This is a genomic window from Paenibacillus sp. J22FR83 (assembly GCF_059691955.1).
The window spans coordinates 1-24,645 of sequence record NZ_JCAUAM010000005.1 but is presented as its reverse complement, the minus strand read 5'-3'; the positions used below and the strand labels follow the sequence as shown (position 1 = coordinate 24,645).

23 protein-coding genes are annotated in these 24,645 nt (G+C 49.4%); 1 reads left to right on the top strand and 22 read right to left on the bottom strand.

The window, feature by feature from the left end; genetic code table 11:
- Positions 1 to 34 precede the first annotated feature (34 nt).
- From recG to AC58PV_RS10390, 4 genes are read right to left on the bottom strand one after another with little or no spacing between them, the layout of a single operon-like run.
- Positions 35 to 2,080, bottom strand: a complete 2,046-nt coding sequence (gene recG / locus AC58PV_RS10405) for an ATP-dependent DNA helicase RecG (RefSeq protein ID WP_497432187.1) — start codon at positions 2,078 to 2,080, stop codon at positions 35 to 37.
- Positions 2,081 to 2,082: 2 nt separating this feature from the next.
- Positions 2,083 to 2,943 (bottom strand): DegV family protein, encoded by an 861-nt coding sequence (locus AC58PV_RS10400; RefSeq protein ID WP_497432186.1) that lies wholly within the window; start codon positions 2,941 to 2,943, stop codon positions 2,083 to 2,085.
- A gap of 45 nt (positions 2,944 to 2,988) precedes the next feature.
- Positions 2,989 to 4,725 (bottom strand): DAK2 domain-containing protein, encoded by a 1,737-nt coding sequence (locus AC58PV_RS10395; RefSeq protein WP_497432185.1) that lies wholly within the window; start codon positions 4,723 to 4,725, stop codon positions 2,989 to 2,991.
- Positions 4,726 to 4,754: 29 nt separating this feature from the next.
- On the bottom strand, positions 4,755 to 5,114 hold the full coding sequence (locus tag AC58PV_RS10390; RefSeq protein WP_028558212.1) for an Asp23/Gls24 family envelope stress response protein: 360 nt from the start codon (positions 5,112 to 5,114) through the stop codon (positions 4,755 to 4,757).
- A 249-nt stretch (positions 5,115 to 5,363) separates the two neighbouring features.
- On the opposite strand from AC58PV_RS10390, the gene rpmB reads away from it, so the two are divergent.
- Entirely contained in the window at positions 5,364 to 5,552 is a 189-nt protein-coding gene (gene rpmB, locus AC58PV_RS10385; protein ID WP_029197753.1) for a 50S ribosomal protein L28, read from the top strand.
- Between the two features lie 104 nt (positions 5,553 to 5,656).
- On the opposite strand, the gene spoVM is transcribed toward rpmB, so the two are convergent.
- From spoVM to dapF, 18 genes are all read right to left on the bottom strand, one after another.
- The gene (spoVM, locus tag AC58PV_RS10380) at positions 5,657 to 5,737 is read right to left on the bottom strand and encodes a stage V sporulation protein SpoVM (RefSeq protein ID WP_036634233.1); all 81 of its coding nucleotides are present in this window, start codon (positions 5,735 to 5,737) and stop codon (positions 5,657 to 5,659) included.
- Between the two features lie 334 nt (positions 5,738 to 6,071).
- Positions 6,072 to 6,317 (bottom strand): hypothetical protein, encoded by a 246-nt coding sequence (locus AC58PV_RS10375; protein ID WP_497432184.1) that lies wholly within the window; start codon positions 6,315 to 6,317, stop codon positions 6,072 to 6,074.
- Positions 6,318 to 6,333: 16 nt separating this feature from the next.
- A complete protein-coding gene (gene rpe, locus AC58PV_RS10370) occupies positions 6,334 to 6,984 on the bottom strand; it encodes a ribulose-phosphate 3-epimerase (protein ID WP_497432183.1) in 651 nt (216 codons plus the stop codon).
- 5 nt (positions 6,985 to 6,989) lie between these two features.
- Complete coding sequence (gene rsgA, locus AC58PV_RS10365) at positions 6,990 to 7,922, bottom strand: ribosome small subunit-dependent GTPase A (protein ID WP_497432182.1); 933 nt, start codon at positions 7,920 to 7,922, stop codon at positions 6,990 to 6,992.
- Entirely contained in the window at positions 7,922 to 10,030 is a 2,109-nt protein-coding gene (pknB, locus tag AC58PV_RS10360) for a Stk1 family PASTA domain-containing Ser/Thr kinase (protein ID WP_497432181.1), read from the bottom strand. Before pknB ends, rsgA begins: the two co-directional genes overlap by 1 nt.
- On the bottom strand, positions 10,027 to 10,791 hold the full coding sequence (locus tag AC58PV_RS10355) for a Stp1/IreP family PP2C-type Ser/Thr phosphatase (RefSeq protein WP_497432180.1): 765 nt from the start codon (positions 10,789 to 10,791) through the stop codon (positions 10,027 to 10,029). The genes pknB and AC58PV_RS10355 overlap by 4 nt, the downstream gene beginning before the upstream one ends.
- A 12-nt stretch (positions 10,792 to 10,803) precedes the next feature.
- Positions 10,804 to 11,874 carry a dual-specificity RNA methyltransferase RlmN gene (gene rlmN, locus AC58PV_RS10350; protein WP_057313261.1) on the bottom strand — a complete coding sequence of 357 codons (1,071 nt, stop codon included), beginning with the start codon at positions 11,872 to 11,874 and terminating at the stop codon, positions 10,804 to 10,806.
- A 79-nt stretch (positions 11,875 to 11,953) separates the two neighbouring features.
- Positions 11,954 to 13,429, bottom strand: coding sequence for a 16S rRNA (cytosine(967)-C(5))-methyltransferase RsmB (gene rsmB / locus AC58PV_RS10345; RefSeq protein WP_497432179.1), 1,476 nt, complete (start codon positions 13,427 to 13,429; stop codon positions 11,954 to 11,956).
- Between the two features lie 194 nt (positions 13,430 to 13,623).
- Entirely contained in the window at positions 13,624 to 14,571 is a 948-nt protein-coding gene (fmt, locus tag AC58PV_RS10340) for a methionyl-tRNA formyltransferase (protein WP_497432178.1), read from the bottom strand.
- Entirely contained in the window at positions 14,568 to 15,053 is a 486-nt protein-coding gene (def, locus tag AC58PV_RS10335; RefSeq protein WP_057313262.1) for a peptide deformylase, read from the bottom strand. The genes fmt and def overlap by 4 nt, the downstream gene beginning before the upstream one ends.
- A 40-nt stretch (positions 15,054 to 15,093) precedes the next feature.
- Positions 15,094 to 17,607, bottom strand: a complete 2,514-nt coding sequence (gene priA / locus AC58PV_RS10330; protein ID WP_497432177.1) for a primosomal protein N' — start codon at positions 17,605 to 17,607, stop codon at positions 15,094 to 15,096.
- Positions 17,607 to 18,830, bottom strand: coding sequence for a bifunctional phosphopantothenoylcysteine decarboxylase/phosphopantothenate--cysteine ligase CoaBC (gene coaBC / locus AC58PV_RS10325; RefSeq protein ID WP_497432176.1), 1,224 nt, complete (start codon positions 18,828 to 18,830; stop codon positions 17,607 to 17,609). The genes priA and coaBC overlap by 1 nt, the downstream gene beginning before the upstream one ends.
- Positions 18,831 to 18,988: 158 nt before the next feature.
- Positions 18,989 to 19,216: a DNA-directed RNA polymerase subunit omega gene (gene rpoZ / locus AC58PV_RS10320; RefSeq protein ID WP_497432175.1), complete on the bottom strand. Its 228-nt coding sequence runs from the start codon at positions 19,214 to 19,216 to the stop codon at positions 18,989 to 18,991.
- Entirely contained in the window at positions 19,217 to 19,855 is a 639-nt protein-coding gene (gmk, locus tag AC58PV_RS10315) for a guanylate kinase (protein WP_497432174.1), read from the bottom strand. It abuts the gene before it with no gap.
- Positions 19,845 to 20,105 carry an extracellular matrix/biofilm regulator RemA gene (gene remA / locus AC58PV_RS10310; protein ID WP_009672664.1) on the bottom strand — a complete coding sequence of 87 codons (261 nt, stop codon included), beginning with the start codon at positions 20,103 to 20,105 and terminating at the stop codon, positions 19,845 to 19,847. The genes gmk and remA overlap by 11 nt, the downstream gene beginning before the upstream one ends.
- Positions 20,106 to 20,139: 34 nt before the next feature.
- On the bottom strand, positions 20,140 to 21,024 hold the full coding sequence (locus AC58PV_RS10305) for a YicC/YloC family endoribonuclease (protein ID WP_497432173.1): 885 nt from the start codon (positions 21,022 to 21,024) through the stop codon (positions 20,140 to 20,142).
- A 29-nt stretch (positions 21,025 to 21,053) separates the two neighbouring features.
- A complete protein-coding gene (locus AC58PV_RS10300; protein WP_497432172.1) occupies positions 21,054 to 22,928 on the bottom strand; it encodes a bifunctional homocysteine S-methyltransferase/methylenetetrahydrofolate reductase in 1,875 nt (624 codons plus the stop codon).
- A gap of 16 nt (positions 22,929 to 22,944) precedes the next feature.
- A complete protein-coding gene (gene dapF / locus AC58PV_RS10295; RefSeq protein WP_497432171.1) occupies positions 22,945 to 23,775 on the bottom strand; it encodes a diaminopimelate epimerase in 831 nt (276 codons plus the stop codon).
- Between the last annotated feature and the right edge of the window lie 870 nt (positions 23,776 to 24,645).

The following is a 24,645-nucleotide window of genomic DNA, read 5'->3' as shown; positions in this document are numbered from 1 at the left end:
CGCTAGGGGTCAACTTGTGCTCGTCCATGATCTACTAATCTAGCACTTCGCTGTCAAAAATATGAGCCCGCTCCAAATACGCCCTCAGCGGCATAAAAGAAGCTCCCGTCCAGAAGGACGAGTCACCGACTAGCTCGGCTGCATCATCTCGCGCCTGCTCCATGATTTCGAAATCCGCCATCATATCGGCGATGCGGAACTCCGGCAGTCCGCTCTGCTTCGTGCCGAAGAAATCCCCCGGCCCGCGCAGCTCGAGATCGCGCCGGGCAATCTCGAAGCCGTCGGTGGTCTCCGTCATCGCTTTCATGCGCTCCTTGCCGACCTCCGTTTTCGGGTCGGCGATGAGCACACAGAAAGACTGGTGCTCGCCCCGCCCGACCCGGCCGCGCAGCTGGTGCAGCTGCGACAGCCCGAAGCGGTCGGCGTCGTAGATCACCATCAGCGTGGCGTTCGGTACGTCCACGCCGACCTCGATCACCGTGGTCGACACGAGCGCCTCCACGGTGCCTTCCTTGAACGCGCGCATGATCGCTTCCTTCTCCTGCGCGCTCATACGGCCGTGCAGCAATCCGATCCGCATCTGCGGAAAATGTTGCTGCAACTGAATGTGGACGTCGATTGCATTCTGCACGTCCAGCTTGTCCGACTCCTCGATGAGCGGACAAATTACATAAGCTTGCCGTCCTGCGGCCACTTCGCGCTGAATGAAGCCAAGCACACGCTCCAGCATCGCGTGCTGAACCGCGTACGTCTTGATCGGCTTACGCCCTTTCGGCAGCTCGCGCAGCGTCGAAACGTCCATATCGCCGAACGCCGTAATGGCCAGCGTGCGCGGGATCGGCGTCGCCGTCATCGTCAGCACGTCCGGATTCATTCCTTTGCGCCGCAGGATGCTGCGCTGGTTCACCCCAAAGCGATGCTGCTCATCCGTCACCACTAGACCTAACTGGCGGAAATACACATCCTCTTGAATTAGCGCATGCGTTCCAACCAACACATGGATCAACCCCATCTGCAAAGAGGCCAGCAGATCCCGTCGCTGGCGGTCTGTGGAGCTTCCGGTCAGCAAAGCGACCTGCAGCCCATACGGCTCGAACAACGTGCTGAGCGAGCGATTATGCTGCTCAGCCAGAATCTCCGTCGGCACCATCAGGGCGCCTTGGTAGCCCGCCGTCACCGTCGCGTACAGCCCGATGGCCGCGACGATCGTCTTCCCCGCACCGACATCGCCCTGCAGCAGTCGGTTCATCGCATAAGGCTCCTGCATGTCGTGCAGGAGCTCACCGACGACCTTCTTCTGCGACTCCGTTAGCTGGAAGGGGAGCGCGCGCACGAAGGCGCGTACAGCCGGCAGATCGACCGCCTGCTTCAACCCATCCGTGCGGCTGCGCGTCACGGCCCGGTAAGCCTGGAGCTTGAGCTGGAATAGGAACAGCTCCTCATACACCATGCGCCTGCGCGCCTGCTTGCCCTCCTCCACGCCGCTCGGCGTGTGGATGACAGCCAGCGCCTTGCTGCGCGGCATAAACCCATACCTGCCGGTAATGACCGCCGGCAGCACTTCACTGATCAGAGCGCTGTACTGGGTCAGCGCCTGCCCAATCACTTTACGCATCCATTTCTGCGTAATTGAGCCCGCAACCGAATACACCGGCTGGATCGTGCCGCTATTCGAATCCCCTTGTCCGGGAAACTCCGAATCGGACACACTCATTTGCCGCCGCTTGGCGTCCCACTTCCCAGTCAGGAGAATCTCCTGCTGCGGTCGCAAGCGATCCTTCAGGAAATGGCGGTTAAACCACACCGCCGTCAACAAGAAATCATCGACCATTACCTTGCACGATAAGCGAGATTTCCCGCTATAGCGCTGCAAGACCGGCTCGCCGATGATATAACCTTTCACAGTGACACGGTCACCATCTTTCACGCTCGCTAGATCGCGAACCGTATAATCCTCATATCGGAACGGAATGTATTCCAGCAAATCCATAACCGTAAAAACGCCCATGGCGTTTAGCTCAAGTGCTTTTTGAGCGCCAACTCCATGGACTTCACGTACTTGACATTGATTTAAATCCATTTTTACACCGTACTCACGAAGGCTGCAATCGTACCTGGTCCAGCATGTGCGCCAATGACAGGGCCTAGGGTTATATAGTCCACGTGCTCCACGGCAAACCGCTGCACGATGGCCTCCCGCAGCTGCTCCGCACCTTCCAAATTATTCGCATGAGCAATATGCAGCGATTGAATCGTCTTGTTCGACACATCCGCCGCTAACAGTTCAAGAATGCGTGCAATCGCCTTTTTGTTACCACGAACTTTATCAACAACACTCACTTCACCTGCGCTATCCAACGAAAGAATAGGCTTGATGTTCAATAAAGAACCAAGGAGCGCCGACGCTTTGCCAATTCGACCGCCCTTTTGAAGAAACTCCAACGTATCGACAAGGAAATATATATAAAAGTTCGCTCTCACATTCTTAACTAACGCTATAACTTCATCGACGCTCTTGCCTGCCTGAACAGCCTCAGCAGCAGCCACAACGAGTGCGCCAATGCCATACGAAGCAGAGCAAGAATCAACGACGTGAACCTTGCCGAGCTGGTCACCCTCTAGCAGCGTAGAAGCCAGTTCAGCGGTTCTGTACGTTCCACTCAACACAGAAGATAAATGAATAGAGATAACCTCTGTATCCGGCTCGTTTAACAAGCTAGAATATACATCCAGAAACTCACCTGGTGACGGCGTTGATGTTGTTGGAAAGTGCGCAGATGAAGTCAGCTTACGGTAGAAATCCTCCGACTGCAGCGTCACCGTATCCAAATACTGTTCTTCGCCAAAATTAATTTTGAGCGGCACCATTTCGATGTTCAGCGCTTTTCTGACAGCCAATGGAATATCGGCCGTGCTATCCGTTACAATACGAATATTTGTCACAGGGCTCACTCCAATCACGAATTTACACTACCTGCATGTACGATCCTATTCTACAGAGAATAAGTAAGCATATAAGGGTTGTCCACCAGGATGAAGCTCAATTTCTATATTCGGATACATCGTTTGGATAAAATCTTCCAGTTCGCCCGTTCCTTCTTCCGTCGCATCTTCACCCGTTAGGATCGTTACGATTTCACTGCCTTCATCGATCATTTCCTCCAACAGCTTCTTGCACGCGTCCATCAGACTTGGCTGTGAAGAGACGATTCGGCCATCTTGAATACCGATAAAATGCCCTTGTTTAATATCGATCCCATCCATGTTCGTATCACGCACGGCATACGTCACTTGACCGGATTTCACACGTCGCAACGATTCGTTCATCGCGTCAGTATTCGTCCCTGCATCCGCCTTCTCTTGGAAAGCCAGAATAGCTGCTAGTCCTTGTGGAATGGATTTCGATGGGATGACGATAAGTGTTTTGTTATCAACTAAATCAACAGCTTGCTGTGCGGCCAAAATAATATTCGAATTGTTCGGAAGCACATAAATCGTGTCTGCCTCAATGCTGTTCACTGCGTTCACGATATCCTCCGTACTTGGGTTCATCGTTTGCCCACCAGACAGCACAACATCAACACCTACGCTGGATAAAATGTCTGTAATTCCGTCACCCAGTGCAACTGCAACGAAGCCGTACGGCTTATTTGAAGGAGCAATTGCCCTATCAGGACTCACGACAGGAGCCTCATACCCATGTGTCACGTCTTCTAGTATATGTGAATGCTGATCACGCATATTTTCAATTTTGATCCGGCTGAGTGCGCCGTAATTCATCGCTTGATTCATAACCTCGCCCGGGTATTCCGCATGAATATGCACCTTCACGAGCTCTTCATCAGCAACAACAAGGAGCGAATCTCCCAGCTTGCTAAGCTGCTCGCGGAATGCAGCTTCATCAAACGTAAAGCCCTTGACCTTGCCTGGAGCAATCGTCAGCATAAATTCCGTACAATAGCCGAACTCAATATCTTCCGTAGCTAAATGAGCCTGTGCCGGCATATGAGCATGTACTTCTTTGGCCAAGTTCATGCCAGGAAGAAGCGATACCTCACTTAGATTCGTATCCATGGTAGCAAAGTCCTCATCAACTTGTACCAATCCGCCGCTTAACGACGTAACGAAACCTTCGTAGACGCAGACAAGTCCTTGACCGCCCGCATCAACAACGCCGACCTGTTTAAGGATCGCAAGTTGATCAGGAGTTTTGGCTAATGCTTCCTTCGCTCTGCTCAAAACCTCATTCATCAAATCCAATACATCATTGCTGCGACGGAATTGCACGGCATGTTTAGCCGCTTCCTTGGATACCGTCAGAATCGTGCCCTCAACCGGCTTCACAACAGCCTTATACGCTGTTTCTACGCCTTGCTGCAAGGCAGCCGCGAATTGCTGACCATTCACATTTTCGAAATCGTGCACATATTTCGCGAAACCGCGGAACAATTGCGACAAAATGACACCGGAATTGCCTCTTGCACCCATCAGTAACCCTTTGGACAATGCATCAGCTGCTTTCCCAATATGAGAAGATGGCTTCTTCTTTAGTTCCTCACAGCCTGCTGTGAGTGTTAAATTCATGTTGGTGCCAGTATCTCCATCGGGTACAGGGAATACGTTCAATCCATTAACCTTATCGACATTCCTGCGAAGGTTATCCGCACCCGCCAAGACCATGGCAGTGAAGTCATTTCCATTTATTGAAATAAAGCGCTTACTCAAAGTGATTCCCCTTCCTGGTTATCGGGCTTTTATTTGGCCACTCGCACGCCTTGAACAAAAATGTTCACGTCGTCTACTTGCAGCCCTACAACTTCATTTAAAATATATTTGACTTTCGTTTGGACATTACCTGCCACTACGGATATTTTGGTTCCATAGCTGACAATAATATAAAGATCAATTTCAAGTCGGCCGTTCTCTCTACGAACTTCGACACCACGGCTCAAATTGTCTCGACCCAGCAGTTCAGCTATACCATCCTTCAATTGCTTTCTCGTTGCCATGCCAACAAGCCCATAGCAATCTAATGCAGCAGATCCGGCCAGAGTTGAAATCACTTCATTGGTAATATACACTTTTCCATACTCGGTTGTGAGTTCAATCGGCATTATGTAACAACTCCTTCAAGTTTCGCTATACCAAGACTAATCTTCATTGTACTATAACATACTTCATAAATAAACGGCAAAAATGCTGCTAATTCGTTGACTCGACTCCTTTTGCTATGCTATTATGTTTAAGTGTGTTTTTGCTGGTTACGTTCACGTATCACAAGTAAAAATTTGAGGAATACTGTCATGTCAAGCTTAGGCTTGCCACCCAGGCTTCTTTGTATACTGCCGAAGGAGGTGTCAAACATGTCCCGCAAATGTTTCATTACAGGTAAAAGTCCTAGTTCAGGAAATCACGTGTCCCACGCTAACAATAAAAACAAGCGTACTTGGGGAGTTAACGTTCAAAAGGTTCGCATCCTCGTTGATGGTAAACCGAAACGGGTTTACGTAAGTACTCGTGCGTTGAAATCCGGAAAAGTGGCTCGCGTTTAATTCGTAGCTACGGATACTTAACTTACTTATGTGAATGACAAAAAGCACCTTAATCGGTGCTTTTTTTGCATTCCTGGGGAGAATGACGTAAGTATGGGCGAAAACTAGTTTTTACTAAATGTATTAAGTACGGCTTTCACGAATCCTCCCAAAAATCTCGGCAGTTTGATTGTATAGAATTTCATTCTCTACCCCTCCTTAGAGTTTTCGTCAGGGAACTGGGTTCGAAAGCATCCGCTTAGAATGATTGCCAGCCCACTGACCTCGTTCAAGCATCACTTCGCGGCCCGTCAGCCGCCCTATTCACAAGCTTCTGCTTGTTCTAGCGCCAGTTCACTGACCTTCTTTAGCAAACGTTTCGCGGGCGTGCATGGCTGCTCCTCAAACATCATTACAACAGTGTATGCCCAGAGCGTAGAAAAAGTGCCTTCTATTTTTACTTCCTCCCACAATTCAGTTGCTTCCAGAAAGCAAAAAAAGCTACAAGAGCGTATCACTCTTGTAACTATATGTATGCGACTATGGGGCGGTTATGCCCACCTCATTGTACAATGCAACAATTAAACTAAAAATGAAATAGAAGAATACCGAGATTACGATAAACCATACGCGGAAGCTAATTTGCTCAAATCGACGGAAGAACCGCATCCCTACGTAAAGAGCACCAAGCGAGAAAATGTACTTCACAAAATCGTCTATGGTTGAAAAACAAGTCAATAATACCGCGCAAAGCAGACTGTACATCCCTAGCCAGAGAAATCTCATTATCTTTCGTCCCCTTTTAGCCGCGTATTCGCCTAATGGCCTCAGCACGATCCTGTTGCCCGAACACGGCATTGCCGGCAACCAAGACATCAGCCCCCGCGTCTATAACCTGACGAGCTGTAATCTCGTTGACACCGCCGTCTACTTCGATGTGCAGCCCTGTGAGACCCTTCGCATTCGCCTGCTCACGCAGCGCGCGAATTTTACTCAGCATACCAGGGATGAACGCCTGCCCACCAAAGCCTGGATTCACCGTCATGATTAGCACGAGATCCAAGTGCTCATCAAGCACATGCTCAATGAGTGAAATCGGTGTAGCAGGATTCAGCACAACGCCAGCTTTAATCCCACTTTGTTTGATAAGGTCAAGCGTCCGGTGCAGATGCGTACAAGCTTCTACATGCACAGAAATCAGATCCGCACCCGCCTTAATGAAATCAGGAATATATCGATCCGGCTTTTCGATCATCAAATGCACATCGAGCGGCAGCTTGGTAACTGGACGAATCGCATCAACAACTAAGGGACCAATTGTAATATTGGGAACGAAATGGCCATCCATGACATCAACATGAATCCAATCCGCTCCGCCCTGCTCCACTGCTTTAATCTCATCGCCAAGCTTGGCAAAATCTGCAGATAAAATAGAAGGTGCTACATATACCATTACGCCTAATACCTCCTCTTCCGATCTTTGATTTCAGTTAAAAATAACAAGTAATGATCATAACGAGAAGCTGCTATCGTTCCACTGGCAACGCCGTCCCGCACTTTACAGTCCGGTTCATGCAGATGCAAACAACCTCTAAACCTACACCCCTCAGCGACAGCCGCGAACTCTCGGAAACAACTGCTCAGACCTTCCGCTTCGACTTCCATGAAGTCAAGTTGGCTGAAGCCTGGTGTATCGGCAACAAGGCCCCCATTAGCAAGAGGCAGCAGCTCCACATGACGAGTCGTATGCTTACCTCTTCCTAATCGTTGAGAGATTGCATTCGTCTCCAGATCAAGCCCGCTAATCATTTTATTCAATAAAGAAGACTTGCCCACACCGGATTGCCCAGCAAACACACTCACTTTGCCATCCAAATGCTGTAGAATCGCCTCTACACCCTCTTCTAGCCTAGAACTCGTCGTAACGAAGGGATAACCGATCCCCTCATATAGCGTCGTAATACGCTCAAATTCAGTCGACGTCATTTCTTTGGCATGAGCGGCATTGTCATCCGTTTCCGTCAGCAAATCGCTTTTGGTGAAGCATAATAGCACATCAATCCCCGTATTCTCGATATGCACCAGAAACTTGTCCAATAACTGCGTATTCAGAACAGGCTCTGTCACCGAAAACACAAGCACAACTACGTCCACATTCGCAATCGGCGGACGAATGAGCTCCGAAGAGCGAGGAAGGATTTCCGTTACGGTTCCCTCCCCGTTCTCCGTATTTTCGTACACAACACGATCTCCAACAAGCGGTGTAATTTTTTTGTTTTTGAACACGCCTCTTCCACGGCAAGTTACTGTATTCCCCTCTAGAAGAGCCATCCCTTCAGGCAATACATAATAATACCCGCTAAGCGCTTTGACAATGAGTCCTTGCGGCATTAATTAGCCCCTCCAGCAGGTGGTTTGGAAGCTGTTCCACCGGTTTGTCCTTGCCCATTTCCAGTGCCGCCTACAGGAATAGCAGGTCCTGTATTTTGCGTCTTCGGAGTTGGAGAAGGACTCGGAGATACGTTTTTCCCACTTTTCTGATCTAAATAATCTTGATAGGTACGTGTAATTGAGTTAACCAAGCTGTCTCCCTCTTTGATCAAGATTACGGCTTTCTTTTCAGGTGAAACAATGACTTTAACGTCCAAATTTTGCGCCTTCGATACTTTTTCCGTCAAGTATTCAAAGTTCTCATATTGGGCGTCGCTCACGATAATTTTGAACACAGAATCCTTGCCTTCCGTCGTAGGCTTTACCCCCACACTAACGGATAACTGTCCAGCTTCCTCGGGCAAACCATCACTAATGACAAGCGAGACTTCCCCGCCAATGGAGGCTTCCTCATCCTTTTTGTAAGGGAACTGTGCGATTACTTTCCCTTTAGCTACTTTGTAGCTTCTCTCACGAGTAATCCCATTGACAGGAAGCTTCAGACCTAACTTCGTGATCTGTGCCTTGGCCTCTGCTTCCGACATACCGACTAAGTCTGTCATTTTAACCGTTTCTTTCGCTTTGCTCACCGTAAGGGTAATCGCCGCTTTGTCCAATTCAAACTCCTCACCAGGAGATGGTGACTGCCTGAGAATCAGATCCGGCGCATTGTCGGATGTTTCGGATTTGACCGTAATTTGGTCATCCTTGATACCTAATCCCTGCAGCTTTAATTTAACATCGCCTAGGCTTTGTCCCGTATAATTGTCCAGTTTGATTTTGGGTATGCCTTTACTCACATAAAGAGTTACCTTCGTTCCGACATTCAATCTCATCCCGCTGGGATCTTGACGAATAACCGTATCTTTGGGCAGTTTGCTATCCGCGTCGATTTCGACCGTCCAGCCTAATCTAGCAACCGTTAACTCAGCTTGCGCTTGTGTCAGTAGCTTATTCTCGACATTCGGGACATCAACCGTCTCAATGGCGAACATTCCCTTCACATAGCCAACCATATACCACATACCGCCCAGCACGATAAGCAAAACAGCAATCCAAATGAGCGGCTTAATCCAGCCTTTTCCCTTGGAAGGAGGGGGCTCTTCTCGCCAAGCTGGCTTGTCTGGTTCATCATCGTCATCGTTATCGAATTGAGCTAGCTGATCAGCGCGAATGGCTGGCATAACCAGCGTACGCTCTTCATCCATGCCATAAGCATCCCAGAAAGCGACCTTCGCTTCATTCCGGCGATCTGGCGCCAAACATGTATCAAGATCCGCCATCATCAGCTTGGCAGACTGATACCGTTCTTCCGGCTTTTTGCGCATCGCTTTGAGTATAATATTCTCTACACTTTGCGGAATGAGCGGATTCACCTTACGCGGCTCTTCCACATCCTCCTGCAAATGCTTCAGAGCAACGGAAATCGGACTTTCCCCTAGAAAAGGAAGTCTTCCTGTTAGCATCTGATACATCACAATGCCAAGTGAATACAAATCGGACTTTTCCCCCGTATTCGTACCTTTCGCATGCTCAGGTGAGAAATAATGAACAGAACCGACGACAGAACCGGTTTGTGTAATCGTGGATGATGTCGCAGCTCTCGCAATACCGAAATCCGTCACCTTCACACGACCATTTTTGCCAATTAGAATATTGTGCGGCTTGATATCGCGGTGAATAATTTCATTGTGATGGGCGTGATCAAGTGCATCTGCAATTTGACTTGCATAATGAACTGCATCTTCCACCTGTAGGGGCGCCTTTTCCTTAATCAAATCATTCAGTGTCTTGCCTTCGATATATTCCATCACAATGTAATGGACATCTTCTTCTTGCCCAACGTCATAAATACTGACAACATTAGGATGAGATAGGGAAGCGGCTGCTTGTGCTTCTCTGCGGAAACGACGTATGAATTCTTCATCGTGCACATACTGTGAACGCAGTACTTTAACAGCCACTTTACGATTCAGGAGCAAATCATGCCCTTTGTAGACTAAAGCCATGCCGCCTCCGCCAATACGTTCTAAGATCTCATAGCGGCCTCCAAGCTTTCTACCGATCAATTCCCATCACCCCTTTTTTCGTCCGAATCCTGATCATGTGCAATCAAAAGCACCGTTACATTATCATCTCCGCCTTCGCGAAGTGCGCTCTGAATCAGTTCATCTGCCGCATCTTCCAACCGTTCGCTCGCACGAACAATTCGCAATATATCGCTATCCTCAACCAATCCGCTCAAACCATCCGAACAAATAAGAATAACATCGTCTGGACGCCACGCATACTCATACAGATCGACTTCCACACTAGGCTCAGTGCCGAGTGCACGTGTGATCCAATTGCGTCTTGGATGATGATCAGCCTCTTCCATCGTAAGCTGCCCATTCTTGACAAGCTCGTAAACTAAGGAATGATCCTCCGTCAGTTGCTGGATAGATTCCCCAGTCAGCTTATACGCACGGCTATCCCCGATATGTCCGATAATGAGAAGCTCCTGTGAAACAATAATGGCAACGACTGTCGTTCCCATGCCATGGTACTTTTCTTGATCCGACGCAAAAGCATAAATCTCCTCATTCGCCTTCTCAATCGCTTCCCTCAGTATTTGCTTACAGGACTCCACCGACATTCCCCAATGGATGGATTGCAATTGCGCGCCAATCGTGTCAATGGCCATTTGACTGGCAATATCACCAGCTTGATGCCCCCCCATGCCATCCGCAACAATAGCCAAAGATAGACCATTGAGTTGATGGTGGATAGCGGCACGGTCTTCATTGACTTGACGGACCTTCCCTATATCGGTACGACTTACCATCTTCATCCGGCTCTCACCTCATTTACTGCTCTCCATATGCTTCGCTCGCAATTGTCCGCAGGCAGCAGCAATATCACTACCTTGTTCACGGCGTATGGTGGCATTAATTTTGCCCTTCTCCAGAATACGTTGGAAGGTAAAAATATCATCTCGGGGTGTACGTTTGAAATCACGTTCAGCCACAAAGTTGACAGGAATCAGATTTACATGGCTGAGCGGCATATCTTTTAAGACTAGCGCCAGCTCTTCCGCATGTTCAGGCTGGTCATTCACTTCGCCCATAAGGGCATATTCAAACGTAATACGTCTGCCCGTTTTGGCAATGTAATACTTACAAGCTTCGATGAGATCTACGAAAGGGAACCTGCGATTAACCGGCATTAGCTTCGATCGCAGTGCATCATTCGGCGCATGGATCGAAATCGCCAAATTTACTTGCAAATTCTCATCCGCGAACTTGTAAATGTTCGGTACGATTCCACTCGTGGATACCGTGATGTGACGCTGTCCGATATTCAACCCTTTCGGGTGAATCATGACACGCAGGAAATTCATGGTCGCTTCATAATTTTCGAAAGGCTCACCAATCCCCATGATCACGATGGAAGAGATACGCTCTCCCGTCTCATCCAGCAATTTCTGCGCTTTCACAACCTGGGCGACAATCTCACCCGGTCGTAGATCCCGCTTCAGCCCGCCTAGCGTGGATGCACAGAATGTACAACCGACTCGACAGCCGACTTGCGTCGTCACGCAAATACTATTGCCGTAATTATGCTTCATCACGACGGTTTCGATGGCATTCTTATCTTCAAGCTCAAACAAGAACTTGACCGTGCCATCCTGGGATTGATATTTGGTAATCTCGGACAAGGTAACGAACTCAAATTGATCCTTCAGCTTGTCGCGAAGTGTTTTCGGCAAATTCGACATTTCGTCGAAACTGAATACGCGTTTAATATATAACCAGTCAAAAATTTGACCAGCACGGAACGCGGACTCCCCGTTATCTTTGACCCAACTTTGCCACTCATCCCAATTCAAATCATATACAAATGGTTTATCTTTCTCATACGGCTTTAAACCCACATTTATCACAACCTGTTGTTATTTCGTCTATTTTAAAATATTTTAACACAAAGGGGGAACGAACACACGTCCCTGTCTGTTACACGTCACGCTTACGCAGCCTGGCGATAAAAAAACCGTCCGAATGGAACTGCTGCGGCATTATTTGCACCATGCCAGACGCAGAAGCCTTCGCGTCAATCTCCGTGAAAACATCCCCTGGCAGCGGAATTAACTCGAACTCGCTGTGCTCGGCAAGAAAGCGCTCGACCATGCCCTCATTCTCTGCGTGTTCAATTGTGCACGTGCTGTACACGAGCACGCCGCCTGGCTTGAGCAAGCGATGTACACGACTCAGAATCGCATACTGCGTTTCACAGATCGCATCGATCTCCGCCTCCTGTTTCGCCCATTTGAGATCAGGCTTGCGGCGAATTACCCCAAGGCCCGAGCAAGGCGCATCAAGAAGGATGCGGTCGAAGGACTCCGCCGCAAAATGCTCATCCAGCTTCGCAGCATCGGTCACGAGCGTCTGAATCGACGATAGTCCCAGACGCTCTGCTTGATCTGCGATTAGTTTCTGCTTGTGCTCATGGAGATCACAAGCCCAAATCTGTCCCACATCGTCCATCTTCTCCGCGATGTGGGTGGTCTTGCCGCCAGGGGCGGCGCAACAGTCCAGCACCTTCATGCCTGGACGCGGGTCAAGAGCCTCGGCGACGAGCATCGAGCTCTCGTCTTGAATCGAGAAGTCCCCTTGCTGGAAGCCGGGGACTAACGCCATGTTCCCGGCCCCCTGCACAAGGATGCCGGCCGGGGCCAGCTCTGACGCTTCCGCGCTGAGGCCGCTCGCTTGGAGCTGCTCGAGCAGCTCCAAGCGGCTGCGCCGCCTCGCGTTCGCGCGAATGCTCACGTGCGGCGGCTCATTGTTCGCCGCACAGATCTGTTCCGTCAGCTGGGGGCCGAGCTGACGGATCCATCGGCGCACGAGCCATTCCGGATGGGAATGGCCCAGCGCGATGCGCTTCACGTCGCCGAGCGCAGCCGGCAGCGTGAGCTCGTCCTTGCTGCGGATAATTGCGCGCAGCACACCGTTGACCATGCCCGAGATGCCTTGATGGCCTCGGCGCTTCGCGATATTGACCGCCTCGCTCACGACCGCATGGTCAGGGATGCGGTCCAAGTAGTGCAGCTGATAGAAGCTCAGCCGCAGCAAGCACCGCACCCAAGGCTCCAGCTTCGCAAGACCTTTGCTGACAAAGCGCTCCAAGAAGAAATCAATCGTATTCTGGCGCCCAATTGTGCCGTATACAAGCTCCGTCGCCAGTCCAGCATCTGCACGTTCAAGAGCGTGCTTCTGCAGCACTTGGTTCAACAGCAGATTGCTATAGGACTGATTCTCTTCAACTCGAATAAGCACATCCAGTGCCGCATCACGGGCGGAACGCTTAACAGCGCTGCTCTTCGCAGCGCCCGAGGATGATTTTGGCGCAGAGGGCTTGCGAGCGCTCTGCGAATTCGTATGTCCGCCATGCGGACGACTTGGTTTGTTTGTAGACAAAATCAAATACCTCATTTTTTCATGGCATTATTCACAGTGTATATTTAATAGTCAGGAAAATCCGACTTAAATGAACCAAATCAGCCCATGCGTGCGTAATAATTCGATTTTCCCGAACTATTTGGCTATTATTCGAAGGGTTAGTCGATTTCGTCCACTTTACGTGGGTAAAATCGAACTAATACAATTTGCCACGTACAATTTACGCTTTACGCATTCCCCAATACCGTCCCCGCAGGAATTCGCACTCCGCGAATAAACTCGGACACCGGCATCGCCTTTTTGCCAGCAGGTTGAATCTCCGTTAGCCACAATGTGCCTGCTCCCGTCATCACTTCAATCCCTTGCTCGCTGCAGCTAAGCACAGTGCCTGGCGCTGCGCCAGAGCGATCCTGACCTGCTTGCTTCGGCTTCCAGCTCGCCCATACCTTCAGTACATCCCCATTCCAGAACGTATATGCGCCGGGATACGGGTTTAATCCTCGAATGTGGTTCCACAACTCGGTTGCAGAACGTGACCAGTCCAGAAGTTCATCTTCCCTGCGAATATTCGGTGAATAGATCGCATCCGCCTCATTCTGAGGAACAGCTTCGATCCGCCCAGCCAATAAATCTGGCAGCGTCCGCTTCAGCAGATCAGCTCCAGCTATACTCAGCTTGTCAAACAGCATCCCCGTCGTATCCGTATCTTCAATCGGAAGTTCAACACGCGAGATCATGTCTCCCGTATCTAATCCAACCGCCATATACATGATGGTAACGCCTGTTTCGGCCTCGCCTCGCATAACTGCGTGATGAATCGGCGCTCCTCCCCGATATTTCGGAAGCAGCGATGCATGAATATTAATGCAGCCATACTTCGGCAAATCCAACACCGATTTCGGTAAAATTTGGCCATAAGCTGCAGTGACAATTAAATCTGGCGCAAGTTGGCGGATCTGCTCTACGGAATCTGCCTCACGCAGCTTCACTGGTTGAAGCACGGGAATGCCATGCTTCTCAGCCTCTACCTTCACTGGCGTCGGAGTAAGGACGCGTTTGCGTCCCTTCGGCCGATCCGGCTGCGTAATCACCGTTGTTACGTTATAGCCTTCCTCCAAGAGTGCCTGCAAGGAGGGTACTGCGAAATCTGGCGTACCCATGAAAATGATATTCACGCTTCTTCTTCCTCTTCTTCATCGGCTGTATATGTTTTGACCGCAAGATCGGTAAACAATACGCCATTCAAGTGATCAATCTCATGAAAAATACAACGAGCCAGCAGCTCCGTGCCTGTCACTTCGATCGGATTCCCATCGCGATCTTGCCCCTTCGCCGTTACGTTCAACGCACGAAGTACATCACCACGAAGCCCAGGAATACTCAGACAGCCTTCAGGACCCATTTGTTCCCCGCTAGATACGACGATCTCAGGATTCACCATTTCGATTAACCCGCCATGTTCCTCGCCACAATCCATCACGATTACGCGCTTTAGGATACCGATTTGTGGGGCAGCAAGGCCCACGCCTTCCGCCTCATACATGGTATCTGCCATATCATCAAGCAATTTATGCAGATTGGAATTAAATTTCGTAACTGTGATCGCTTTCTCGCGCAGCACAGGATCTGGATCTTTAACAATAATACGAATAGCCATGAATGTGCACCTACCTTTAAGTCATCTCGATTAGGGGTTATTACATCAAATATTGCGGGTCAACATCCACGCTTATTAGCAGCTTTTCTTTGGCCGAGCGTTCCTCAAACCAAGCTACTGTCTTCCCAACGATCTCTGCAGCTCTATCTTCCCCACGATATTTTACCACGCATTGGAATCGATATCTATCTTTGATTCGGGAAATAGGCGAAGCCACAGGTCCTAGCACGTCAAAATGGAAGGATGAATCCAGCGATACAGCTTCCGCAAACAAATCTACTTGCTGCCTCGTATAAGGGAGAGCGATCTCTTTCAAGCGTGTAACAAAGGCTTCCGCCATGCGTACCAAAAGCGGTACTTGTTCATGTGAGAACGTAATTAAAATCAATTTTTGATAAGGTGGGTAGCCTAGATTGGCCCGAATATCCATCTCATGGTTGGCAAACGCAATATAATCATGTTGACTCGCATACTGCACGCTGTAATGGTCCGGTGTGTACGTTTGAACAAACACTTCCCCTTGCTTCTCATGCCGGCCTGCTCGACCCGCAACTTGGGTTAAGAGCTGGAAGGTCCTCTCAGCGGAGCGAAAATCCGGTATATTCAGCACGGTATCCGCCGCGATCACCCCGACCAAGGTAACATCAGGGAAGTCCAATCCTTTGGCTACCATCTGCGTTCCAAGAAGAACATCCGCCTGCTTCTCACGAAACATCGTCAACCATTTCTCATGTGAACCCTTTTCAGTCGTCGTATCCACATCCATACGAATAACCCTAATGCCAGGAAATATCTTACTAAGCTCTTCCTCAACACGCTGCGTCCCGGTCCCAAAATGCCGAATATGCTCAGACTGACAACTTGGACACTCCTTCACCTCACGCTCCGCATACCCGCAATAATGACAACGCAGCGCATGTGAGCTCTGGTGATAGGTCAACGAAATATCGCAATGTGGACACTGTGAAACGAAACCGCACGTCCGGCACATCACGAATGTCGCGTAACCACGTCGATTCAGCAGCAAAACCGTCTGTTCTTTCTTGTGTAACCGTTCTTCGATCGCTTTATACAGGGATCTGCTAAACATCGACCGATTGCCGGTTTTCAGTTCCTCACGCATATCCACAATCGTCACAGGCGGCATAGGTCTACTTGCAACACGCTCCTTCATGGTCAGCAATGTAAAAGGAGGTTGAAGTCGATCTTTCCTGCGCCTCGTCTTCTCCATACTCTCTAGAGATGGCGTAGCGGAGCCCAACACCACAACGGCATCTTGCTGTTTCGCTCTTTGCACAGCAACATCACGGGTGTGATATTTCGGACTCTCTTCTTGTTTGTACGAGGATTCATGCTCTTCATCTATAATGATTAAGCCAATGTTCGTAAAAGGGGCAAAAATCGCCGAACGCGCGCCGATAACGACCTTTACCTGCTTGCGTGTAATTTTACGCCACTCGTCATACCGCTCGCCATTCGACAGTCGACTGTGCAGAACGGCAACAAGGTCGCCGAATCGCCCTTTAAAACGCTCCACCATCTGCGGCGTCAATGAAATTTCCGGCACAAGCACAATGGCCTCCTTATCCATATCCAAGCATTGCTGGATGGATTGTAGGTATACCTCTGTCTTGCCGCTTCCCGTTACGCCATGCAGCAGAAACACCTCATGTCGATCTTCAGCCACCGCATCGCGAATAGGGGTAAACACGCCACTTTGTTCCTCCGTCAGGGTAAGCGGCTTCGTCCTTGTGAAAGCACGCCCGCTATACGGGTCGCGCATCACTTCCACTTCTCTCAGCTCAATCCAGCCGCGATCCGCCAAGCTTTTGACCGTGCTCGCTCCGACCTCAATGGCTTCCATCAGCTCCGTCAATCGAATAGCGTGCGGATGCTCTATTAAATATCGCAGTACATCCTTCTGCTTATTCGCTCTAGCCGGAAGCTCAGCAAGCGCCTCTTCCAACCCATGTCCACCTGCAGGTGGAAAAACGGTAAGCGCCTTTTTGGTCGCCATCCGATCCTTCACAAGCTGCACTTCCACCAGCCTGCCCGTTGACAACAGTTCTTTGATCAGAGCGCCCTCTTTGGAAAACCGCTCCAACAACACGTCCATGGAAACCGATTCCTTACTCTTCACAAAGTTAATAATCGCTTCTATATCTGGCATATCGAGAAGGGATTGATCCTCAGATTCATCCCCCACAATAATCACGCGCTCATATTTCGCTTTAAGCGCCGCAGGAAGCATCGCCTGCAGGGCCGTCACTTCATGACACATATACATACGACTAATCCAACGCCCCAGACTAACAAGTTCGCTCGTCAAGGGTGGAACCAGATCCAACACATTTTGAATCGGCTTGATGCGCTTCGCATCTACTTGCGTTTCCTCATGCAGTTCAACCACAAAACCTTGCAGAACGCGGGGACCAAAAGGTACACCTACTCGACTGCCGACTTCGACCCACTTGCTCAGGGATGACGGCACTTCATAGTCGAACGCCCGATTCGTTTGCTTGGCTGGGACATCGACAATGACTTTAGCGTACATCAGGATTCCCCCGCAACCGCGGCCATTCGCTCTGCAGCCAGCTCAAGAAGCTTGCGTGCAACATCCCATTTGCTTTGAATCGGCAGCGCTTGTACAAGCCCATTCTGATCATAGAAGCGAACGACATTCGTGTCCCCACCAAAGCCAGCACCCTCTTGTGACACATCGTTCCCTACGATGAGATCACAATTTTTGCGCTTCAGCTTGTCCATCGCATGTTCATCTAGGCGCTCTGTTTCCGCTGCAAACCCGATAACGAACTGTTTTTTCGTCTTCAGCGTGCCGATCTCCTGCAAAATATCCGGATTCTTAATAAGCTCGAGCGTCAGCGAGTCCGCTTTCTTCTTGATTTTCTGCTCAGCAACTACTGCCGGACGATAATCAGCCACAGCTGCTGCTTTAATAATCAGCTGGTTGTCCGTAAGCCGGCTTATCACCGCTTCGCGCATATCCAGTGCGGACTGCACGGGAACAAGCTGTACGCCTTCAGGTACGGATAGGGCCGACGGCCCTGACACCAATGTTACCTTCGCCCCCATGCGGACTGCTTCTTCCGCGATGGCATAGCCCATTTTCCCTGAAGAGTCATTGGTCAAATAACGCACTGGATCAAGACGTTCTACCGTGCCTCCGGCCGTTACTAAGACACGTTTGCCCGCTAATCGACCTGGTTCCCCTTGAAAATGCCGCTCAACCGCGGCCATAATTTCCTCAGGCTCAGCAAGACGCCCTTTGCCCACATACCCACAGGCTAGTTGCCCTTCGCCAGGCTCAATGAAACGTACGCCACGACGGCGCAGCGTCTCCATATTCGTCTGCACGGCTGGATTCGCGTACATATGCACATTCATCGCAGGCGCCACCCAGATCGGTGCCATGGTTGCAAGCAATGTGGTGCTTAGCATGTCATCCCCTAATCCTAGTGCTAGCTTGCCAATCATATTAGCTGTAGCTGGAGCAATCAGCACGAGATCTGCGCTGTCCGCCAAATTGATATGAGACACAACCGCGGGATCCTTTTCATCGAAAGTATCCACAAAAACATGATGCCGCGACAAGGTTTGAAACGTTAAAGGCGCAACGAACTGCACCGCAGATCGTGTCATGATGACCCTCACAACAGCCCCAGCTTGTGTTAATTTACTTGTTAACGCCGCAGCCTTATAAGCCGCAATGCCTCCACAGACACCGAGCACGATCGTTTTGCCTTGCAATACACCCATGGAAATCCCCTTTCGAGCTGTCAAATCGAATAAACGACTACCCGTCCTTCAAGGATAGGAGCATTCATCAAAAAAATAGCCGATTCATAATGTGAAACATAGAATGCCAATATTTTGAGAAAAAAATAACAACCACGAGGGTTGTTGGGTAAGGCGGTTTATTTCTTGGCGTATTTCTCGTTCTCATTAGCATTGATTTTCTCGTAACCAATGTAGTTACCGTAAAGTTCTTCTAGCGCAAGACCTACATGCTTGTGAGCTTTTTGGCCTTTCAAATCGGACTTTGCACCATCACGCAGAGATCTAGCTCGCTTGGAAGCAGCTACAACCAGGGAGTACTTGCTGTCCACGATATCAAGCAGTTTATCAATTGAAGGGTATAACATTCAATTCACCTCATCCATCCATTGTACGATTTTGGGAAACATACGATCTTTTTTACAATGTTCAGCCGCTAAAATGGCTTGAATCTTCGAACACGCGGTATCCACATGATCATTCACAATCGCATAATCATAGTGTTCCATCAAACGAATCTCATCAATAGCCACAGACATCCGGCTGCGAATGACTTCGTCTGTTTCCGTGCCTCGTGTAACAATGCGATTCTCCAGCTCATCCAGAGATGGCGGCAACAAGAAAATAAATACACCTTCGTCAAACTTCTGTTTGACCTGAAGTGCCCCTTGCACCTCAATCTCCAAAATAACATCGTGACCTGAACGAAGGGTTTCTTCCACGAAACGTCTAGGCGTTCCATAGAAGTTGCCTACATATTCGGCCCATTCCAACACTTCATCGGTCTCAATCAACTGCTGAAATTGTTCGCGGGTTTTGAAAAAATAATTCACACCGTCTACTTCACCTTGTCTAGGAGAACGTGTTGTTGCTGATACCGAGTAGACAATATCAGGAGCAACTTTGCGCAGCGCCGCACATACCGTTCCTTTGCCAACACCAGACGGTCCGGATAAAACAATCAGAATACCTCTCTCGCGCTCGAGAGTGTTCGTATTACTCGTCATGATCATCGTCCTTATTCGAAAGTCTATGCGCTACCGTTTCTGGTTGTACTGCCGACAAAATCACATGATCACTGTCCGTGATAATAACGGCACGGGTTCTTCTACCATATGTAGCGTCAATCAGCATGTGACGATCACGCGCTTCTTGAATGATTCTCTTGATCGGAGCAGATTCTGGACTCACAATCGAGATAATGCGGTTCGCCGATACGATGTTGCCGAACCCGATATTGATTAATTTGATAGCCATCTAGGACTTCCTCCTCGCGAAGCGCATGCAAGCTTCACTCGATATTCTGTATTTGTTCCCGCATTTTCTCAAGCTCTGCCTTCATCGTAATCACTCTAGCCGTAGGCTCCGAATGATTCGACTTCGAGCCAATTGTGTTCACTTCCCGATTCATTTCTTGAATCAAGAAGTCTAACTTTCGGCCAACAGGCTCTTTGTCTTCCAGCAATACCTCACATTGTCCAAAATGACTCTTCAGACGCGTTAATTCCTCATCCACATTCGAACGATCTGCGAAGAGAGCAATCTCAGTAGCTAAGCGTTGCTCATCCACAGGTATCCCATCAAGAACAAGAGACTGAATACGAATCGTCATCTTCGCCGCATATTCCTGAACGATTTGAGGAGCAAGCGCTTCTAACTCGATATGAATTCGCTTCATCTCAGCTAGCCGCTCACGGATATCCTGCTCTAAGAACCTGCCTTCGCGGTGTCTCATTGCGGATAGCTGAGCGACAGCCTCTTCTAAGCAGAGGCATAGCTCCTGTTCAATCTCGTCATCACTCTCTTGACGCACATCTTTCATTTGAATCAGCTCAGGAAGTTTCAATAAATCGCTGAGATCTACCTCACCCGTGATACCGTATCGCAGCTTCAACTGCTGGGCTGCTTCCAGATAAGCATCTGCCAAAGCGTAATTCACTGTTACGTTCTTCGGGGAAGCTGCTTCACGTTCCGCCGTGATGAAGACATCTACCCGTCCTCGCTTCACAACATGCAATACCGTTTTCTTCAAAGCGTCTTCAAAAGCAGCCCATTCCTTCGGCAACCGAATCGACACTTCACTATACCTATGATTGACCGATTTCACATCGATAAACACGTTGTATCCCGCAAAAGAACGATTCGCTTGTCCGAACCCGGTCATACTGCAAATCATTCTAATCACATCCATTACCCTATTTTAATTCATTTTGAAAGTGGGTACAAGTGGAAATCATGCCTTTTCGACTTTTCCCACACATAATTCGTCAGATCTACGCACATTTCATACGCCAGAAATGGCGTCATCAGGTAAATGCCATTAAAGTATTGCATGGCGGTATCCAGCAATTCTTTGGCAATTTCTACGCCCATCGCACGACCTTCTGGACCTTTCAAGCCATCCATCCGTGCTCTAACTTCATCTGACAACCGAATACCTGGAACCTCATTATGCAGGTATTCCGCATTGCCGCCACTAGCCAGCGGGGCGATACCGATGAAGATGGGAATGGACAAATGCTTCGTTGCCTCATAAATATCTTCAATCAGCTTCGCATCATAGACGGGCTGGGTCATAATATAATCTGCGCCTGCTTCAATTTTGCGCTCCAAACGCTGAACGGCTTTATCAAGATGTTTCACATTCGGATTGAATGCTGCCCCAACAACGAAATTAGCCTTCTGCTTCAAAGGTTTACCGGAGAAAGCAATGCCTTCGTTGAGTTGTTTGATCATCCGAATAATTTCGAATGAGGTCAGATCGTACACGGAGCTGGAACCGGGGAGATCGCCAAACTTGGCGGGATCGCCGGTCACGGCCAGCACGTGATCTATCCCCAGCGCGTGCAAGCCCATGAGATGGGACTGCGTCCCGATCATGTTGCGGTCACGACACGCGATGTGAATGAGCGGACGCGCGCCCAAGCGCTCCTGCACGAGGTAGCCGAGTGCCAGGTTGCTCATGCGCGTCACAGCAAGGGAATTGTCGGCCATCGTTATGGCGTCGACATGTGCATCATGCAGGGCTTTAGACCCCTGCATGAACTTCTCGATGTCTAGATCCTTCGGGGGATCCAGCTCGACAATGACGGTTTTGCGCTGCTTCACGATGTCCAGCAGCGATGGGATGCCCGCCGGCGGCGCAGGCTTCGCCGGTGCCGGCTCGAGCACAATCGCAGCGGCTCCCGCGGGAGCTTTGCCTGGTGCAGCAGGCACGTAGCCTTGCAGCGCCTTCGCCACAGCGGCGATGTGCTCCGGCGTCGTGCCGCAGCAGCCGCCGATGATGCGCGCGCCAAGATCGGCGAAGCGCAGCGCGCTTTCGGCGAAGTACTTCGGCGTCGCCGCATACGTATAATGCCCGTCTACGTAGTCGGGCAATCCTGCGTTCGGGAACGCCGAGAACGGAATGCCAGGGATCGGCGCGATTTTCTCCATCGAGCGCAGAATACCGTTCGGGCCGACTCGGCAGTTGAAGCCGATCACATCAGCGCCTTCATCACGCAGCCGCAGAAAGGCTTCTTGCAGCGGAACGCCGTCCTGCGTACTGCCCGTGCCCTCATTTGCAAATTGGCAAATAACTGGAAGATTACTCATACTGCGAATAATGCGCAAAGCAAGCTGCAACTCTTCCAAATCATAGAAGGTCTCTAGCAACAACCCGTCCACAGGTGAGTCAAGCAGGATACCTATCTGCTCCTGTAAGGATTGTTCCACCTCAGAGGTTCTCACATTTTTCCGTTTGCCTGCGCGAATGGATCCGATAGCTCCCACGACATAAGCCTCATTGCCAACAGCGTTCCTTGCTAGCTCAACGCCCGCACGATTAATCGCCTCAACGTCGCCTTCCAGCCCATACTTCGAGAGCTTCTCCCGATTCGCCGAAAACGTATTCGTTTCAATAAGACGAGCACCTGCCTCGAAATAACGGCGGTGCACGTCAGCGACCGTTTCCGGTCTAAGCAAATTCAATTCTTCATATGAAATGCCGACGGGAAATCCCATCTGATATAAGTAAGTCCCCATAGCGCCGTCACCGGTCAAAATCTCCCCTTGCAGCGCTGCACGAAGATCCAATTTCATGCCTCATTTCCCCTATCTATAATTTGCCTGTAAACACTTCTTCGGCAGGCCCCGTCATATAGACGTGATTATCCTCTTCCAGCCACTCGATGAACAAATCTCCACCTTTGAGTGAAACGGTTGCCTCACGATCAGATAGACCGTTCAGCACGGAAGAGACAAGCGTAGCACACGCGCCAGTTCCGCAAGCAAGCGTCGGCCCAGCGCCACGCTCCCAAACGCGCATATCGGTATATGCACGATCTCGAACCGTTGCGAATTCGACATTTATTTTACGAGGAAACATAGGATGTGCCTCAAGCTTAGGCCCCCATGTCGCCAAATCAAAATTCACAGCATCCTCTACATAAATGACACAATGGGGATTCCCCATGGATACCGCAGTGAAACGAAACGATGTACCATCGACCTCAATCGGATAATCGATTACTTTGTCAGCATTGACTGTCGTTGGCACTTGAAGTCCTTGTAAAATGGGCTCGCCCATGTCCACACGAGCGGTCACCACTCGGCCATCTTGCACTTGTACTTGCACCTTCTGTACACCAGCACCAATGGTCTCAACGGTAATTTCTGTGGCATCAATTAGTTTATGGTCGTACACATATTTGGAAACACAGCGGATCGCATTGCCGCATTGCTCGGCCTCAGATCCATCCGAGTTGATAATGCGCATTTGAAAATCAGCTTTCTCTGAAGGAAGAATAAAAACAACACCGTCAGCCCCGATGCTAAAAAATCGATTACACAGCTGAATAGCCAACTGGTCCGCCCCGGCAGGGAGCTCTTTCTCTCCGGCTACAACAATGAAATCATTGCCAAGTCCGTGCATTTTCGTAAAATTCATGTCAAGCCCCCCAATGTGCGGTTTAGCCATTATCATAGCGTAAAATCGTCGGTATGCATAGCCCTGCTCCCTCACAGCACGTCATAGTCGCTAAATCGCCATAGTTAGATGAACGAGCTAAAAGATCTTTCATAGTGCCGTCTCAACCAAATTTATCACCCGTAAAGTCCGTAGTATGCGCCTTACATCTGCGTTTTCTGAATTTTGTGCACCCAGGGTTAGAGTTGCTGATAGATGCGCATGGATGAGTTAAGAGTTAAGTAGGAAGAAATAGATGATTTGATTGGATAAGGTAGATGAGGTGAAAGCGTTGGATGGACCGATTGGTCGGGAGAGTCAGATGAGGTGGATGAAGCGAATGAGTTGGCTTGTTGGACAGGGCCTATGAACTAGTTGAGTTGATTGGGTTGATTGGGTTGATTGGGTTGATTGATTGAGTTGGCTGCATCAGATATCGGGTGAGTTGGATGAGTTTGAAAGAAACGAACGAAATCGGACGATACAGTCACTTACTGTGGTTCTGATGCAACAGCATCTGTGTTAAGTGAGAGTGACATGTTTCAAAGTTGCCGCCGAAGCAGGTAGGTAAATGAAATAACTGGAAAACCTACATCTAATACGACAAAATAAAACCTGAAATTTGATTTAAATGGAAAATATGTAGTTAATTCCTTTGATTTCGTACAAACTAGTGAAAAAGCCTGGAAATAACTACAGAAAATCCATTTATTTTGAGTATAAGAGGAATTTCCAACAAACTGTAGAGTGAAAGGCTGGGTTTACCAGCCTCTCCTCATCAAACCGTGCGTGAGGTTTTCCCTCACACGGCTTTCCGACGTTCTTCACCTTGGATATTACGGTAATTTCCAC

Coding starts and splice junctions, on each gene's coding strand:
- recG (WP_497432187.1), bottom strand. CDS start 2,080: ATGGATTTAAATCAATGTCAAGTACGTGAAGTCCATGGAGTTGGCGCT.
- AC58PV_RS10390 (WP_028558212.1), bottom strand. CDS start 5,114: ATGCCGATTGAACTCACAACCGAGTATGGAAAAGTGTATATTACCAAT.
- rpmB (WP_029197753.1), top strand. CDS start 5,364: ATGTCCCGCAAATGTTTCATTACAGGTAAAAGTCCTAGTTCAGGAAAT.
- spoVM (WP_036634233.1), bottom strand. CDS start 5,737: ATGAAATTCTATACAATCAAACTGCCGAGATTTTTGGGAGGATTCGTG.
- AC58PV_RS10375 (WP_497432184.1), bottom strand. CDS start 6,317: ATGAGATTTCTCTGGCTAGGGATGTACAGTCTGCTTTGCGCGGTATTA.
- rpe (WP_497432183.1), bottom strand. CDS start 6,984: ATGGTATATGTAGCACCTTCTATTTTATCTGCAGATTTTGCCAAGCTT.
- rsgA (WP_497432182.1), bottom strand. CDS start 7,922: ATGCCGCAAGGACTCATTGTCAAAGCGCTTAGCGGGTATTATTATGTA.
- AC58PV_RS10355 (WP_497432180.1), bottom strand. CDS start 10,791: ATGAAGATGGTAAGTCGTACCGATATAGGGAAGGTCCGTCAAGTCAAT.
- rsmB (WP_497432179.1), bottom strand. CDS start 13,429: ATGAGGTATTTGATTTTGTCTACAAACAAACCAAGTCGTCCGCATGGC.
- def (WP_057313262.1), bottom strand. CDS start 15,053: ATGGCTATTCGTATTATTGTTAAAGATCCAGATCCTGTGCTGCGCGAG.
- priA (WP_497432177.1), bottom strand. CDS start 17,607: ATGTACGCTAAAGTCATTGTCGATGTCCCAGCCAAGCAAACGAATCGG.
- coaBC (WP_497432176.1), bottom strand. CDS start 18,830: ATGGGTGTATTGCAAGGCAAAACGATCGTGCTCGGTGTCTGTGGAGGC.
- rpoZ (WP_497432175.1), bottom strand. CDS start 19,216: ATGTTATACCCTTCAATTGATAAACTGCTTGATATCGTGGACAGCAAG.
- gmk (WP_497432174.1), bottom strand. CDS start 19,855: ATGACGAGTAATACGAACACTCTCGAGCGCGAGAGAGGTATTCTGATT.
- remA (WP_009672664.1), bottom strand. CDS start 20,105: ATGGCTATCAAATTAATCAATATCGGGTTCGGCAACATCGTATCGGCG.
- AC58PV_RS10305 (WP_497432173.1), bottom strand. CDS start 21,024: ATGATTTGCAGTATGACCGGGTTCGGACAAGCGAATCGTTCTTTTGCG.
- AC58PV_RS10300 (WP_497432172.1), bottom strand. CDS start 22,928: ATGAAATTGGATCTTCGTGCAGCGCTGCAAGGGGAGATTTTGACCGGT.
- dapF (WP_497432171.1), bottom strand. CDS start 23,775: ATGAATTTTACGAAAATGCACGGACTTGGCAATGATTTCATTGTTGTA.